This is a genomic window from Pseudomonas arabinosi (assembly GCF_047758675.1).
GTDB classification, from domain to species: Bacteria; Pseudomonadota; Gammaproteobacteria; order Pseudomonadales; family Pseudomonadaceae; genus Aquipseudomonas; species Aquipseudomonas arabinosi.
Genome location: NZ_CP180480.1, coordinates 5,871,368 through 5,886,001, shown reverse-complemented (window position 1 = coordinate 5,886,001; position 14,634 = coordinate 5,871,368). Strand labels below are relative to the sequence as shown.

Below are 14,634 nucleotides of genomic sequence, written 5' to 3'. Positions count from 1 at the left end.
TGGTATCATTTTTACTTACGTTGGATCGCATGTTGTACCAGGGAGGCGCTTGTTCGGGTGATGGAAAGCACAGACTCAAATTCGGTTCACGATGCGACGGCAGCCGCTTTGGGATTTTACTATCAGAGCCAATTTGCATTATTGACTCTGATATCTCAGGAAGCAGACGATGCCGCTGTGGCCATCGAGAGGCTGGATGATGTAGAGCTCAAGGCCAATGGCCAGACTCTACTGCTCCAGCTCAAGCATTCCATTAAAGACAATCCTCCACCCGTCACCCTTGCATGCGTTGCATTCTGGAAAACCCTCAAGGTTTGGATCGACGCCATTCCGTTCGTGTCGCTTGCCGATACGACCTTCCATCTTGTGTCAGTAGGGAGTGTGCCTAGCAACTCGCCCTTGATGGCTCTGTGTGACATGCAGACTGACCGGGAGTCTCTGCTCACTGCGATGCTTGTGGAAGCCTGCAGGGTGGTCGATGAGCGAGCTGCGGACAAAGCCGCTGGTGACAAGCTTCGCCATGGGCCGCGTGCGGCTGGCTGTGAGGCGTTTCTTGCTCTTGATGCTTCGACCCGATTGAGCCTCGTGCGCAGAATCCGCATCCAACATGGCAGCGTGAGCATAGGGCAGATCCCCGAGGCACTGTCCAAAAGAATGCATCTGATCCCAAAGGAACAACGTTTCCAAGCCGCTGAACGCTTGCTGGCATGGTGGGATCAGCAGGTTATTTACACTTTATGTGGCAAGCGTGAGCGGGTCATTCAGCGCAGCGAGTTGCAACATAGTATTTCCTCGATCATTGCCCAGCTGGATGACGAGAAATTAGTGGCTGATTTCGATCTGGTCAGCCATCCGGATGGCTATGAAGCTGACGGCATGCTCTATCGCCAGATCGCTTTGGTTCAGGGCCGGTCTTCGGATGTGTCCAGAGCCGTTCGTGAGCAATGGAGGGCTACGCAACAACGGTCAAAATGGATCGTGGATAAGCCCCAGATGCGCTCAAAGATCGCAAGCTATGATGCAAAACTCGCCGAATACTGGTCGGATCGGCACGCTCGAATGGCTGAAGATTGTGAGGATCTTGAAGCTTCTGAAGTAGGGGCCAAGGGACTGGAGCTTTTGCGTTGGACGCACGACCTTGCACCGAAGGATGTAGAGCCGATCTCGCCAAGCTGGAGTGGACACTATTACGTGCGGGGCACGTATCAGGTTTTGGCAATTGATCTGCAAGTTGGGTGGCACGCCGACTATTTGAAGCTTCTCAAGGATTAGAGTATGCCCATTGCCCACGATATTTTTGCCGAAACCAATCCGGCGTATTGCGCCGCGCTACTGACCCAATTCGTCGGAGCCTACTGCTCGCGCACCGACGCAGGGCCGGATATCACGCTGTGTTATGCAGCTCTGCCTCTGGCGCTGTCAGGAGACCTTGCGTCCACGTTTAATCGTACCGACCGCAGGACGGGTTTGTTGGAGTGGCTTCATCGCTGCCCAGTCATACAGATCCGGCTTGCAGATCGCGTGAATGGATCATTGGATATCGTCACTGAAGCAATTCGTTTTGCGTGCTTCAGCCACATGCTGATGATCAATTCCGAAGGCCGGTTAGTCCTTGGTGCTTCTACCTTGCGCAAAGATCTCACCAAGCAGCTGAGTGAGGACACTCGTCAAATATTCAAGAACATTGACCGCTTGGGCTGCTGGCTGGCCCTCGCAGGCTCTACAAGGACGGTATTCGACATGATGGGTCTGGAGTTATGAACCGCTGGAACATTTCAAACATTTTTTTCGTGGGTCAAGAAGGACGGGTTCGCATCCTCGATCTGAAGCCTGGCCAGGTGAACATTTTCACCGGGGCATCGGGTACCGGTAAATCAACGCTGATCAAGGCCATCGACTATTGCCTAGGCTCCAGCAAATGCGAGCTAGCAGCTCACGTGAAGCGCCACAGCCTCGCAGTTGGTGTGAAGTGGGTATTGGGTGACGCGCAGATGATCACCGCCCGTATTGTTCCGCCTGTAGGGCAAGGCACCAGTACCAAGATGTTCGTGAGTAACGGGCGCAATCTTACAATTCCAAATTCTGTTGAGCAGTTCGAAGGTGCAACCACCGTCGATGCGGGTAAGTCCTTTATCGAGCGCGCATTTGGGATCGGCGGTGTACCGGAAGCCTCCGATGACCGGACTGCCCGTAAATGGCGGCCAACAGTGCGCCACGCGACGGCATACATGTTTGTCCCGAAAGATGTGATCTATAACGAGACGGCCCTGCTACATGGGCTCGATCAGGCGGATGAGGCTCCGGCCATCATTGAAACGATGCCCTACTTTTTAGGCGTCGTGACCGAAGACTCCGTGCTCCAGGAGCGACGCTTGCGTGATCTTCGCAAGAAGCTTGAGCGCGAGGAGCGGCAGCAGCGTATTCGTCTGGCTGCGGGCAGCGAGTACAAGAAGCACGCCATGCGACTGCTACTGGATGCCAGCCGCAGCGGCCTGTGCGACCTCCCCTCAGACGACAACTCCGAAAAGGAATTAGAGGCTGCTCTGATTGGTGTCAAACGTGTCAATGCCAAGGGGATTTCCAACCCTAATGAAAGTGAGCTCGGCAACCTTTACGAGAAGCGGCGCACCTTGCTGAGCGACATCGAAAAGGCACGACGGCAGTCCCGTGCTACCCGGACGGCCCTGCAGGATATGACTGGCTTTGAGAGTGCGGTACGGCGTCAGTACGAAAAGCTGAAAATTGCCGAGCACCTTCAGCCAGCGGCACATACATGCCCGTTGTGCGATACCCCAACTGAGCGCGGCATTGCGATCTCCGAGGCCATTCGCAATTCCATAAGTATTGTCCGGTCGGAAAGCGTCGCGGTTGAGAATGTCAGGCCGCGCCTGATCGAACATGAAGACTCATTACAGATTGAGCTCACCCGCCTCAACCACAAGCTGCGAGAAATCGATGAGCGCATCAAGACGTGGGTTAGGCAGAGTGATGAAGCAAAGCAGCTGGATAACCTGGCCCGATATCACGCCCACTTGCTGGGCAAAGTGACACAGTTTCTGGAAATGAACCCGGCAACGTCGCTGCCTGGTTCTGACCTGAACGTTCTGCGTGAACAGATCCATGGCCTGGAAGCTCTTATCGATAGTGCCGCAAAGCAAGTGCTGCTTTCACGCGCTGAACGCAAGATATCTCAATACCTGTCAGCAGCTTTCGCTGAATTACCAACGGGTGGTGTTTGCGTGGGCGCTGATCTGGAGTTTTCGTCCAAGCCCCCGGACGTCGCAATCATTGAGGCTCACTCCCAAGCTGTACTGAGGTTGCCGGATGCGGGGTCAGATGAGAACTATCTGGCTATCCATATCGCGTTGTCCTTTGCGCTCCAAAAGTATCTTGGAGAGATCAATGCTCCGGTGCCGGCGTTCTTGGCATTCGACCAAATCAGCCGTCCGTACTATCCCCAACGTGGCGAGGATGAGTCGACCATTGGTGAGAACGAGGAAGTCTTGGCCATGCGCCGACATCTCGACTTCCTATTCAATGAAACGGCTGCACAGCAGGGCTTGCAGGTACTGCTGATTGAGCACGCATTCTTCGGAGATGATCCCCGCTACGTCGCAGCTACTCGCAAGCGTTGGCACAAGCTTTCCGGCGATGCGCTGATACCGCTGGATTGGCCGAGGAGGCCGGATACGCAGTGATGAATCATTTGGCTGTTCTGTGCAATGTCCCAGCATAGCCGATGAGGTCATCTCGCTCGTCGTCTTGACGGTAGCGTTCGACCCTCAGTTGACGTGTGGGTGAGGTTATTCGCTTACGGATTGAGAGCTCAGCGAAGAGGTCAAGTGGAGAGGAAGCGTGCCTGAGAGGTAGATCATCATATCGGTAATTTCAGCGTTTACCGTTAATGAGTAGCCTTGGCTAGATACCGTTGTACCGTTGACTTAGAAACGTCCAATTCTCGAGCTATCTCTGAATTAGATAGGCCTTTTTGCTTCAGCTGTGGAGCAATTTTTAGTCTTTCACTCGCAGCGAGGTTGGAAGGTCGTCCATGTTGGCGTGGCCTACCACCGCTGGAGATCAGCTCGATCACTCCAGTCTCTTTCAGTGTCTCTAGCTTCCGCGAGATCCGCTCCAGTGCCACATCTGTCGCCTCCTCAGAAAGCAAAGAGGTTGTTAGGAGCATTAGAACAGTGGGCTCAGCGTCCAGCATTTTTGAAATTTTCAAGAGCATTTCGATCGAAACGTTCCCCTTACCTCGCTCTACGCGACTCAGATAAGAGCGATCAAGTAAAGATAGGTCGTCCTGGGACATTCCTGATTTCTGCCTCAAGGCCCGGATAACGACCGCGAATGCTTCGCTGAGAGACATTTATGATCCTCTACAAAACAGAGGATAAAGCCACATTGCGTCGATCCATAACACGTCATATAATCCTCGTTACGGGTCGCTCGACTTCGTCAACCATGAGAAGGCAATACCCGAGGTAGCGTTGCTTCCGTGAGCTTTCCTGGCGGTGAAGCGTTTAAACATATGACATGTATTGACGGGAATGAAGCATGGAATTAGAAGAAATCCAAGCAGCCAACGAGCTGTTAAATACCCTAGGAGAACCACGATCTGGATCCGGTGAAAACCAAGAGGCGTTAATACGTATCGTCCAAGCACGCTTCCCCGACAAAGGCTTTTGCATCGTCCAGCAGTGGACAATCGTGCGCGCGATAGCGAGCGATGGGGATCTCACCAAAATCCACGTTCATGGCCACCTGCCGCTCTTTGTTTTCGCCGAAAAAGTCATCCTAGATAGCCGAGGACGCTTCGATTACGGAAATTGGGTGCGCAGTACCATGGCCATTTCATTCCAAGATGGCTTTCTCTTTGAAACCAAAAACACGGTGTACGTTTTGGCGGGAGACGGCGACGAAAAGTCAGCCAGTCTCGCCGCGATACTGTCTCTTTATCAATGATGTCAGCTGCATCTGCGGTCTGTAGACCACGGGAATGTTAAATGTTTAGAAGTCATGAAACCGCTGCCGAGGGCACTCCTAATTTTTTTGGGGATGGGTATTCAAACTGGCGGATGTTTGAACGCCACTTGGCTCATCCTTGGTATCACGTCGTCCTTCAGGAGCGCTTGGAGGGCACGGTATGGTCAAGCACCATGATGATTAGTGACGTCGATATGCTCGAAGAAATACTTTCCAAACAAACCAGCGAGTTTGTCGTTACGGAAATTCAGGTCGTCACGCCTGGGTGGATGAACAAAGACGGCAAATGGATTATGGAGGGGCTTTCGGGGTTGCTGGTGGGATATGACTCCACAGGACGTAGGGTTTGTCTACACAATATAGATGACGAAAAAGCTTATACCGATGCGCCTGGACAACTGATCGACGCCCATTCCCTAAAGGGAATGCGAGTTATTTTTTGATCTGATCTCGTACCTCTGCAGCGATGAAATGATCGCGTAGCGCCCATTAGCTGGAGACTCATTTGTTTAGAACGACTCGGGGAGACCTCCAAGGCGGGCCTGATGAGCAACTGCTTCATTGGAAAACTGTCGACCTTTCCTTCAGTACGTACTCCTTTTTTGTAGAGGGTGTAAGTTCGATTAATGGAAAGATCGGGCCGTGTAGGAAGCTTGTGAGTGACGAAGAGACTCTTCTGGAGCTATGGCTAGGCGAGTCGGATTTTTTGGTTAACCAGGTGTCACTGATTTCGCCACCCTGGATGAACCATCAAGGTCAGTACCTTATGGAACCTCTTACCAAAATCATACTGCGAAATACTGAAAGAGACCCGCCCCTTTATGAATTCGTGACAGAGACCGGACGGATTTACACCAGCGTCCAAGCCTCGTAGAGAGGGGGTGGATGGAAATCGAAGAAGAAGGGAATGACTTAGGAGGGCATTTTGTCTGTATCCGCTCCACGAACCCCACATTCCAAGCGAATAGCTGACAACGGATGCTGTGCTCCCGATTTCCATCAGGAGCCCATCACCATGATGCGTCCCAATGCCAGTGTTGAAAAAGTGTACCTCTACCCCAAACCGGTGGACTTTCGAAAGTCCATCGACGGCCTGGCTGCGCTGGTCGAACTGGATATCAAAGTCGCGGTGTTTGACCCCGTGCTTTTCGTTTTTCTGAATCGCCACCGCAACCGCGTCAAGGTGTTGTATTGGGAGCGCAACGGCTTCTGCCTTTGGCTCAAGCGTCTGGAATCCGAGCGGTTCAAAACTTCACCCGATGAACTGGATGAGGCCATCGTGCTGACGGTGCAAGAACTGAACTGGTTACTGGATGGGTTTGACCTCTGGCGCAACCGCCCGCACAAGGTTTTGACTCCAAGGTTTGTTGCCTGACGGGTATAATCCAGGGCATGCGACCATTGCCCGAAAACCTTCCTGACGATCCCGTACTGCTCAAACAGATGCTGCTTGAGAGTTACGAAGCACGCTCGCGCGAGCAGGAAGTCAAAGACGCTTACGCCACCCACATTGTTGATCTGAAAGAACAGATCAAGCTGTTGCGTGACCGTATCTTCGGGCGCAAATCCGAGCAGACGGTCGAGCCCAACACGCCGCAACTGGCACTGTTCAACGAGCCCGAAAGCGAGCCGATGCCTTCAGTCGGCGACGCTGACGAAGAAGTCGTTGCTCCGACTCTACGCCGTGGTAAGCGCAAACCCTTGTCGGCTGATCTGCCGCGTATCGAAGTCATCCACGAACTGCCCGAACACGAACTGACCTGTGCCTGTGGTTGCCACAAGCATGTGATCAGTGAAGAAACCAGCGAACAGCTGGACATCGTGCCGATGCAGATCCGCGTGATCAAACATATCCGCAAGGTTTACGGCTGCCGTGGCTGTGAAACAGCGCCGGTCACCGCCGACAAGCCCGCTCAATTAATCGAAAAGAGCATGGCCAGTCCAAGCGTGTTGGCGATGCTGCTGACCACCAAGTATGTCGATGGCTTGCCGCTGCATCGTTTTGAAACGGTGCTAAGCCGACATGGCATAGAAATCCCCCGCCAAACTCTGGCCCGCTGGGTTATCCAGTGCGGCGAACATCTGCAACCGTTATTGAATCTGATGCGCGAGCGGTTGCTGGAAAGTCCGGTCATCCACTGCGATGAAACCCGCGTCCAGGTACTCAAAGAGCCGGATCGAGACCCGACCAGCCAATCCTGGATGTGGGTGCAAGCAAGCGGCCCGCCGGATCGCAAAGTCGTGCTGTTCGACTACACCTCCAGCCGAGCGCAGGACGTACCATTGCGTCTGCTGGAAAGTTATCGCGGCTATGTCATGACCGACGATTACGCAGGCTATAACGCGCTGGCGTTGCAACCGGGCGTGGAACGTCTGGCGTGCATGGCTCATGTACGTCGCAAGTTCGTGGAAGCACAGAAAGTGCAGCCCAAGGGCAAGACCGGGCGTGCCGATATCGGGCTGACGATGATCAACAAGCTGTATGGCATCGAGCGTGAGCTGAAAGACGTCAGCGACGAGCAGCGATTTATCGGTCGGCAGGAAAAGAGCTTGCCGATCCTCGCCCAGTTGAAAAGCTGGCTGGATAAAACGCAGTCCCAAGTGACACCGCAAAGCGTGCTGGGTAAAGCGGTTAATTATCTGGCGAGCAACTGGCTTCGGCTGGAGCGTTACGTTGAAGCTGGTTTTTTACCTATCGACAACAACGCGGCGGAGCGTGCAATAAAGCCGTTTGTGATTGGGCGCAAGGCCTGGCTGTTCAGCGATACACCCAAAGGCGCCACCGCCAGTGCGCAGATCTATAGCTTGGTCGAGACCGCCAAAGTCAACGGCCAAGAGCCCTATACGTGGCTGCGCCACGTACTTGAGCGCTTGCCGCATGCCTCGTCGGTGGAAGACTACGAAGCCTTGCTGCCGTGGAACTGCTCACCGGAAATGCCACGGTAAACGAGGGGCCCACCTGGCGATAGGTGTGCTTCATGGATCGGATACTTTTGTCTGAAGTTATTAACGTGGAGTTCCACAGCAAATGGCTAACCGACTTTGAGTTGATTCGTCTGGTGCGAGCAACGAATCAAAAGTACACCATTGTCATCACGGCATTTATTAGTGGTGCGATGATCATAGATAACACGTGCTTGGGGGTGGTCTTTGGCCATCTAGATAAAGATGACTTCGGGCGTCACGCTGATTGCTCAATCATCCAAACAGGAAAAATCCAATCGGCTCGAAAAGAAGGCCGGTTCTGGGTGCTATCGACGCACGAAGGACACTACGTTGTAGGTACCTTTAAGCGAGGCGGCGGAAGAGCTAGCCTTCTCCAGTTCCTCAAGTCCGGCGAACGCTTCTGACGATGCTTAGATCTCAAAGGAAATGGCTGATCGCAGGGAAAATTGCGTCTTCCATTTAGCACCAGGAGTTAGTTTTGTGGGTATCAGCACGATAGCCACCAGAGCTTGGCTCGGGCGAGGCACCTCAGCCACGTCAGATCATCAAAGTGGATGGAGATCTAACATGCTCGACACGAGCGACGCAGGCCGTCATGACCGCCACCTGACTGACTTTCAACTCAAAAGGATCATTTGCGCCCAACAGTGGCCTTACGATTCACCGATCACTGGGTATCTTAGCGATGCGCTGTTCGTGGGCAATACGTGCATCGCCATAGTCTTCGATCACTCACGGAAAGGGCCCCGCGAGCAGTTCAAGGATGGGAACATGATTCGAACCTCCCACATTTTATCTGTGCATAAAGAGGGTCAGTTCTGGGTTCTTACTACGTTGAACAGCTTGTACGTCGTAGCCAGTTTTAAGCGTCAGTTGGGCAGGTCGACGTTCAAGAAATTGGATGCCTTTGAACGCCTTAAGACTTGCGTCGGGTACCGTGCGGAAAATGTTCAAAACCCGAGCAAGTACGCGTTAGGAAAAAGAAAATGCTGAACACGATTAACGTCATGTTCCGCGATAGGTGTGGTCTTTGGCCACAAGAAACGCGACCAGCATGGGCGGTTTGCAGACGGCCATTTTGTGCGGACGTTCGAGATCTGCTTTGCACGAAAAGAGGGTAGATTCTAGGTGCTGAGCACAATGAATTCGCGTTACGTCGTGGCGTCCTTCAAGCGGGGGGCGGTAGGGCCAATCTTAAGACATTCCTGCGACCTACGCAGGGCCGGTACGTCTTCACGCCGCCTGTCCTGCAGTAGCAGCCTGTGCGTCTGATGGGTAAATGGATCCTGGTTACTTAGGTGGTCTTTGGAAAAATGCCACAGTGAACCGGAGATTTATTTACAGGGTGTTCTTAACACCTAGCACGATCAAACCTTAGGAGCTGCCGGCGGAACAACAGCACTCATATGTAATGCTACGCTCTGGGATATAATTGAAGAAATAATATCAAGCAGCGGTTTGAAGCCAGTAAAATCAATAGAGTTTTGTTTCTTCTTTATGACATGCTCTGCAAAAAAATGCTTTCCATATTCATCGGCTTTCAAATCTTCGTTTTTATCATTAAATTTTTTTCCATCCAGAGTTTCGCTTAAGGTTTGTAAGGGGAAGAAATCCTCAATCTTGCTTTCTAACGCTCCGTTTAATTTTGGAGTGGGGACGACGTAGAGGCCTTGGGCAATATGGTAGTACGGCATACTTCCATCAATCGTGTCAGCTGTCTTTGTCGTTGTTTTGATGGTGGAGTATATTTCTTTGGCGCCACGATCATTGTCAATCAAAATAATTACAGGAAAAGGCGACTTTCTACTTTTATACCTGGCTATATTTTTTGAGAAATCCGAAATGAAAGGCTTGAGATTAGAGGTTCCACCACTAATGCCAAGCAGGCTTGAGTTTAGTCTGGAATATTTGAATAGTGACACGTTTAGCTTTAACTTGTTTCCATCTTCAAAAGTCGCAAGCAATGGGTATTGCTTGGCTAGACTACGTATAGCACACCTTAAATATACGTTATCCGTCTTCCCCTCGCAGATTATTGTCGGCATGGGATTGGCATAAAAGCTTTTGTAGAAAATCAGATCTCTATGGACTTTTTCAATTGATGATAGCTCTGTCTGAGCGTTTTTCAAGCCGGCTTTTAACAAAAGATCTTTGTTGTGTTGAGAGACCATGGCGATATAGCTGAACATGCCAGAGAGCTGATCTACGCTTCCTTCTATTCTTTCGGAGATAACCTGGCCTTTGTCTTTTATCGAAAGTCGTTCGATTTGGAAGCTGCCGTGCTCAAATAATTTATGCGCCATCGCTCTAGCCTGCCGCCTATACGGAGCAGGTACATTAACTTTTTCGTTGACCACTAAGCCAGTTACATCTTGGCGTGAGTCTTGATATTGCAATCGGGTCTTACGAGCATTAACCTTGAAACCGCACTTGCTGATGATCTGTTCTAATTTCGCGCCAGCCACCCAATCATGGTGATTATCACCAGGAGACACCAGCTCCACTGGAAACTGTTGCTTATTCGTCGAGAAAGTCAAGTCATCCGCGTACCGCGAATAAGTGCATTTCATGGAAGAAGCCATTGCGGCAAGTTTAATGTCCAGCAAATGACCTATGAGGTTAGACATTACCGGTGAGCAGGGGCTACCCTGTGGAAGTTTATTGTCGAAACATATTATTTGGGCCAGTACCGTGGCGACATTTGGATTCAATGAGAAGTTTTTGTTAGTTATGAAAAATCCTCGTACACGTCCAAAGTTTATGCTTCCAAAAAAATCTTCCAAGTCGATGTTAAGAACAAGACGTCGTTTTCTGTGCGTGCTAGCGTTTGTGACTATTGAATAGCCGCGCTTAAAGCCATGAGACAATGTTTGAGTAATTCTTTTATACTCATTTATTTCCTGTATACAGTCTTGGAGATACTCGGAAACCCGGCTTTGAAGGTTTTTTAATTCCGCGCATGGAGCGTGGATGTCTCTAAGCGCACCTGACTTTTTCGGAATGGTGAAGCTGGTGTAAAGTTTTTCTTTTGAGTATTTATATAGTATGAATGATACAGCTTTTGGTTGAAATCCAAGCACAATAGAGAGGTCGCGAAGTGTTGCAGCACTCTGTAAAAGTTTTAGCTTTATCATATTTAGTAAGTAGGCTTATAGATACTCTTATGCGAAACTCCAAGTAACCCTGAAGCGCCAAACAGCTTGCAAAATTGTAGGAGCAATGTACTCCGACATTAGGTATCACAGATCGCGAAACACGACCAAAAATCTATCTATAAGCCTAGTCAAATACTAGCACAGTGCTACTCGGTTATTGCAACAAAAAAGTGGACTGATTTGACCTCCAGTGTCGGAAGCGTGCGATCTGGCATCCTGCACGGAGGTAAAACTCATGCATACTCAGAAATTGGTTGATAATTAGGACTGTCGGGTTCCAGCTGCCCAAGGAGCACGGTGTGCCGAGTGTGGTAGGTTCGATACTTGAAAAGTTGTCATCTGGAGAGAATGAATCGGTGAAGCTATTCTTGGACTGTGAGTTCACCCAGCTGAACCAGGACACGAAGTTGATTTCGTTGGCATTGGTGTCGGAGACCGATGACGAGTTTTACGTCGAGCTTACGGACACCTACCAAGTCGAGGACTGCAGTGAGTTCGTCATACAGAACGTCCTGCCCCAGCTTGATCTACCTATCTATGGCATGTCACTCGTGGAAGCCCAAGCCTCACTGCGGACTTTCCTCGATGGTATCGAAGGCCCGCTAGAGATTTGCACAGACGCACCGGATTGGGATTGGGACTTCTTCTGTCAACTTGCCGACGTGAATCACCGATGGCCTAGCCATGTGGTGAACAGGCCGACGAACCTGATCCAGCTACTCAGACATATCGAGGCAGACGACATTGGAGACGTAGCACTCCCCGAACTTCCTCACCAGGCGCTGCTCGATGCGCGATTGCTCTCAGGACTTTATCGACGATTATCGACGGTCTCAAAGCAGGCTGGAGGTGATTGCGATGACTTCTGATGCAGCGCTCCGGCATCGTGAGACCGAAAGGCGAAAAGCACATTGGACGCTTGCCCATATCCTTCCAGGAGATGTCAGGGCGCTTGATGCGCTGGACGTTCTTGACGATGTTGAGAAGCGAGAGCAGCTTGATACTGCGTCAATGGAACAGCTCTCAGAGTTGAGGACGTTCTACGTTTTGTACCGACTGAGCCACATTCGATAGGTTGCCGCATCGTTCGCGAGTCAAGCATTCCGCAGCCGTGGCGTGAGCGTTTCCCGCGTGCCAGCGTGGGATCCACTCGTGTCCCTGAAGGGCCATACGCGCACGATTGGGATAAGTTTCTTGTCGAGTGGCAGAATGAAATGCAGCATTTAGAAAATGCACAGAGCTGCTATAGGCAAACATAATTAGGGCCTGATGTCGGGCATTAATCTTTGTGTCCTTGACTACATTCAACGGCCTTTCTGATCCCTTCACCTAGGCGCGCCCATTCATCGAAGACCGCTTGTGTACCAGGCGACTTGTGCAATACTGTATACATAGACAGCTTTTGCAGGGAGTTGCAAAAAGCGTATCGACCGAAATGTCAAAGGACTGAGGACGGACAGGATATGAGCACTAAGTCAGCAAACTTAAAAGTAGCGCTTCCTCGCTGTCGGCACTGTCAGCGTTATTGGCAACCTGATGAGGGTGTATTAGCTAGCAGCACCTACTGTCCGTTCTGCTCGGAGTCTAGGCGTGCCGAAGCGGCACAGCGCCTTGGCTTCAAGCCTCTCAAGCCAGCTGACGAGAACGATTTTTACCTGCTACCTCGCGCTCTTCGCCGTGCTCAGTCCTAAACCTGCCTTGATCGGTTTAGGACTGGCTATACGTGCAAGACAAATCGTTCAAGTGAAATCCTAAGCCGCGCGAATTAAATCTCAAAGTAGTCCTCAAGTTGCTTTATTAGCTGGCGCTTTGGCACTTTTCCATTCGACCCGCCTAACGATTTGCTTCGCCCGGGAACCCCAAACGGCTCACTCCAGGATTTCCATTCATGACTTCGTGGCGAATGTTGCGTCCATTCAACAATTTTCCGTCTTGTTCCTAAGATTTGCTCCCACCTCACCAAATTAGGAGTGACGGTGGCAGCCCAGTTAGGCGTGGGCAGACCCGATAAAGCATTCAGAACCTGGCCGGCGGTTTGATAGCGTAAAGCCGGATCGTCGTTGAGCATTTTTCGGATCGCCCTGCGCCACGCTTTTGGTATGTGCGGGAGCCATTGGAGTGTGTCGACGAATCCGCCATCTTGCACTATGTGCTTAGGAGCTATTGCTTCGTCATACCAGATTTGCCCATGCAAAAGGCGGAAAAGGGTCATACCAAGAGCCCAGATATCGGTTTTTACACTTGTGCCATTCCCTAGCCAAACCTCATAAGCGATATGGTCTAGATAACCAGCCTGCGATCCATACCCTAGGATCAAATTATCAGTAACCAGCCCGAAGTCGCCAAGCTGGGCTACCCCTACAGCATCAATCAGGATGTTGCCAGGTTTGATATCCCGATGAAGCATTCCCCGCGCATGTAGTGCTTCCAAGCCTAGGGACACCTCAGTGCCGGCTTTGCGTGCTTCGAGAAGCCGCATTGGCCTCACCTCGTAAACGCTCTGAAGTGAGCCGCCAGGGCAATAGGCCATACAAAAACGGATGCTGTTGCCGTCTGGCAGCTCTTCTATGTGATAGACCTGAACCACATTCCTATGACGAGCCTTTGAGAGATTCTGAGCCTCGGCGAGAAAGCCCGTTTTATATTGCCGCCACTCAGGGTCGGTATGCTGTGGTTTTCGACTTAACACTTTGACGGCAACCTGGCCGTGCACTCCATCTTCGCCAAGGAAGACCTCACCGAAGTGGCCATTTCCGAGCTTCTGGCCGACCTGAAGCGCCGGTACAATACCGTGCATCAGGCATTCCTCTGAGCAACAATTAGCATCGCGGCTTCGCGACTGGTTTTTCTCAGCTTGCCCCCCACGGTGTGCTCATTCCAGAAGTCGTCGTCCTTCAAATATTCATCAACCTTTCGCTCGCCATATGTGCGACTGATGACCGCCTTCGAAAGTATTTTGACTTCGTTCAGTACAGAAGCGGCGGCAGCGATGACCACGCCCCGTACTTCAGCGCTTCCAAGCAATGCCAGCTTTGCAGAACCAGTTGGTAACGCACTAGCCTTAATAACGACCTGATCGACTTTGTGCTCGGTCAGATAACCTGCACAACGTTGATGAAGGACGGCAAGCGCGGGCCCTCGATCACCTTTTTGCAGGTTCCAAGTCGTATCGGAATGTATGGTGATGGGCTGCTTGTCGTCGTCTGGCACTTCGGCATTCACAACCGTGATGACCTCTCCTACAACTACGAGGCTTACGTAACGTCTTGTCATTCGTCTACTTCCTGTAAGGGGGCTTTCGCTGGTGATGAGTGGAGTGCCCGGTTCCTCTCAGTCTATCAGCACAAATGAAGAGGTGGCACTTGGCTGATCGAGTGTTCCGGCCAGGGCTCAAGCACAGCAAAGCAGAGGTACTCCAGATCCACCTTTGCCAAAAAGGCGAGTGGCAGGGCTGGTCGAAGAAGCGGCATAACTGAATTATTCCAAATTATGGCTCAGCCATAATTATTGCTGAGCCATAATTTTCGGCTGCTAGCTCAGTTGTCGC

The 14,634-nt window shown here is 51.3% G+C and carries 13 protein-coding genes; 9 read left to right on the top strand and 4 right to left on the bottom strand.

Translation table 11 applies throughout. The features are described from left to right. Window positions 1-60: 60 nt before the first annotated feature. Genes ACMXYJ_RS27410 through ACMXYJ_RS27400 form a run of 3 tightly spaced genes read left to right on the top strand, consistent with a single transcriptional unit; the run spans window position 61 to window position 3,698 of the window. Window positions 61-1,272 (top strand): ABC-three component system protein, encoded by a 1,212-nt coding sequence (locus ACMXYJ_RS27410; RefSeq protein ID WP_415757661.1) that lies wholly within the window; start codon window positions 61-63, stop codon window positions 1,270-1,272. A 3-nt stretch (window positions 1,273-1,275) separates the two neighbouring features. Beyond that, a complete protein-coding gene (locus tag ACMXYJ_RS27405; protein WP_415757660.1) occupies window positions 1,276-1,761 on the top strand; it encodes a three component ABC system middle component in 486 nt (161 codons plus the stop codon). Continuing rightward, a complete protein-coding gene (locus tag ACMXYJ_RS27400) occupies window positions 1,758-3,698 on the top strand; it encodes a DUF3732 domain-containing protein (protein WP_415757659.1) in 1,941 nt (646 codons plus the stop codon). Before ACMXYJ_RS27405 ends, ACMXYJ_RS27400 begins: the two co-directional genes overlap by 4 nt. A gap of 203 nt (window positions 3,699-3,901) precedes the next feature. On the opposite strand, the gene ACMXYJ_RS27395 is transcribed toward ACMXYJ_RS27400, so the two are convergent. Further along, on the bottom strand, window positions 3,902-4,369 hold the full coding sequence (locus ACMXYJ_RS27395; protein WP_415757658.1) for a helix-turn-helix domain-containing protein: 468 nt from the start codon (window positions 4,367-4,369) through the stop codon (window positions 3,902-3,904). Window positions 4,370-4,557: 188 nt separating this feature from the next. On the opposite strand from ACMXYJ_RS27395, the gene ACMXYJ_RS27390 reads away from it, so the two are divergent. The 5 genes from ACMXYJ_RS27390 (at window position 4,558) to ACMXYJ_RS27370 (ending at window position 8,336) form a co-directional block, all read left to right on the top strand. Next, the gene (locus ACMXYJ_RS27390; RefSeq protein WP_415757657.1) at window positions 4,558-4,965 is read left to right on the top strand and encodes a DUF6957 family protein; all 408 of its coding nucleotides are present in this window, start codon (window positions 4,558-4,560) and stop codon (window positions 4,963-4,965) included. A gap of 41 nt (window positions 4,966-5,006) precedes the next feature. Beyond that, window positions 5,007-5,429 carry a hypothetical protein gene (locus tag ACMXYJ_RS27385; protein ID WP_095022987.1) on the top strand — a complete coding sequence of 141 codons (423 nt, stop codon included), beginning with the start codon at window positions 5,007-5,009 and terminating at the stop codon, window positions 5,427-5,429. A gap of 572 nt (window positions 5,430-6,001) precedes the next feature. Continuing rightward, complete coding sequence (gene tnpB / locus ACMXYJ_RS27380) at window positions 6,002-6,361, top strand: IS66 family insertion sequence element accessory protein TnpB (RefSeq protein WP_412041168.1); 360 nt, start codon at window positions 6,002-6,004, stop codon at window positions 6,359-6,361. A gap of 17 nt (window positions 6,362-6,378) precedes the next feature. Next, window positions 6,379-7,932, top strand: a complete 1,554-nt coding sequence (tnpC, locus tag ACMXYJ_RS27375; protein ID WP_415755988.1) for an IS66 family transposase — start codon at window positions 6,379-6,381, stop codon at window positions 7,930-7,932. 32 nt (window positions 7,933-7,964) lie between these two features. Further along, the gene (locus ACMXYJ_RS27370; RefSeq protein WP_415757656.1) at window positions 7,965-8,336 is read left to right on the top strand and encodes a hypothetical protein; all 372 of its coding nucleotides are present in this window, start codon (window positions 7,965-7,967) and stop codon (window positions 8,334-8,336) included. A gap of 963 nt (window positions 8,337-9,299) precedes the next feature. On the opposite strand, the gene ACMXYJ_RS27365 is transcribed toward ACMXYJ_RS27370, so the two are convergent. After that, the gene (locus tag ACMXYJ_RS27365) at window positions 9,300-11,066 is read right to left on the bottom strand and encodes a retron Ec67 family RNA-directed DNA polymerase/endonuclease (protein ID WP_415757654.1); all 1,767 of its coding nucleotides are present in this window, start codon (window positions 11,064-11,066) and stop codon (window positions 9,300-9,302) included. A 320-nt stretch (window positions 11,067-11,386) separates the two neighbouring features. Here ACMXYJ_RS27365 and ACMXYJ_RS27360 point away from each other — a divergent pair, with 320 nt between their 5' ends. Further along, complete coding sequence (locus tag ACMXYJ_RS27360; RefSeq protein ID WP_415757653.1) at window positions 11,387-11,956, top strand: hypothetical protein; 570 nt, start codon at window positions 11,387-11,389, stop codon at window positions 11,954-11,956. A gap of 896 nt (window positions 11,957-12,852) precedes the next feature. On the opposite strand, the gene ACMXYJ_RS27355 is transcribed toward ACMXYJ_RS27360, so the two are convergent. Then, the gene (locus ACMXYJ_RS27355; RefSeq protein WP_415757652.1) at window positions 12,853-13,884 is read right to left on the bottom strand and encodes a serine/threonine-protein kinase; all 1,032 of its coding nucleotides are present in this window, start codon (window positions 13,882-13,884) and stop codon (window positions 12,853-12,855) included. Continuing rightward, entirely contained in the window at window positions 13,884-14,360 is a 477-nt protein-coding gene (locus ACMXYJ_RS27350) for a hypothetical protein (protein WP_415757651.1), read from the bottom strand. Before ACMXYJ_RS27350 ends, ACMXYJ_RS27355 begins: the two co-directional genes overlap by 1 nt. Window positions 14,361-14,634: the final 274 nt, after the last annotated feature.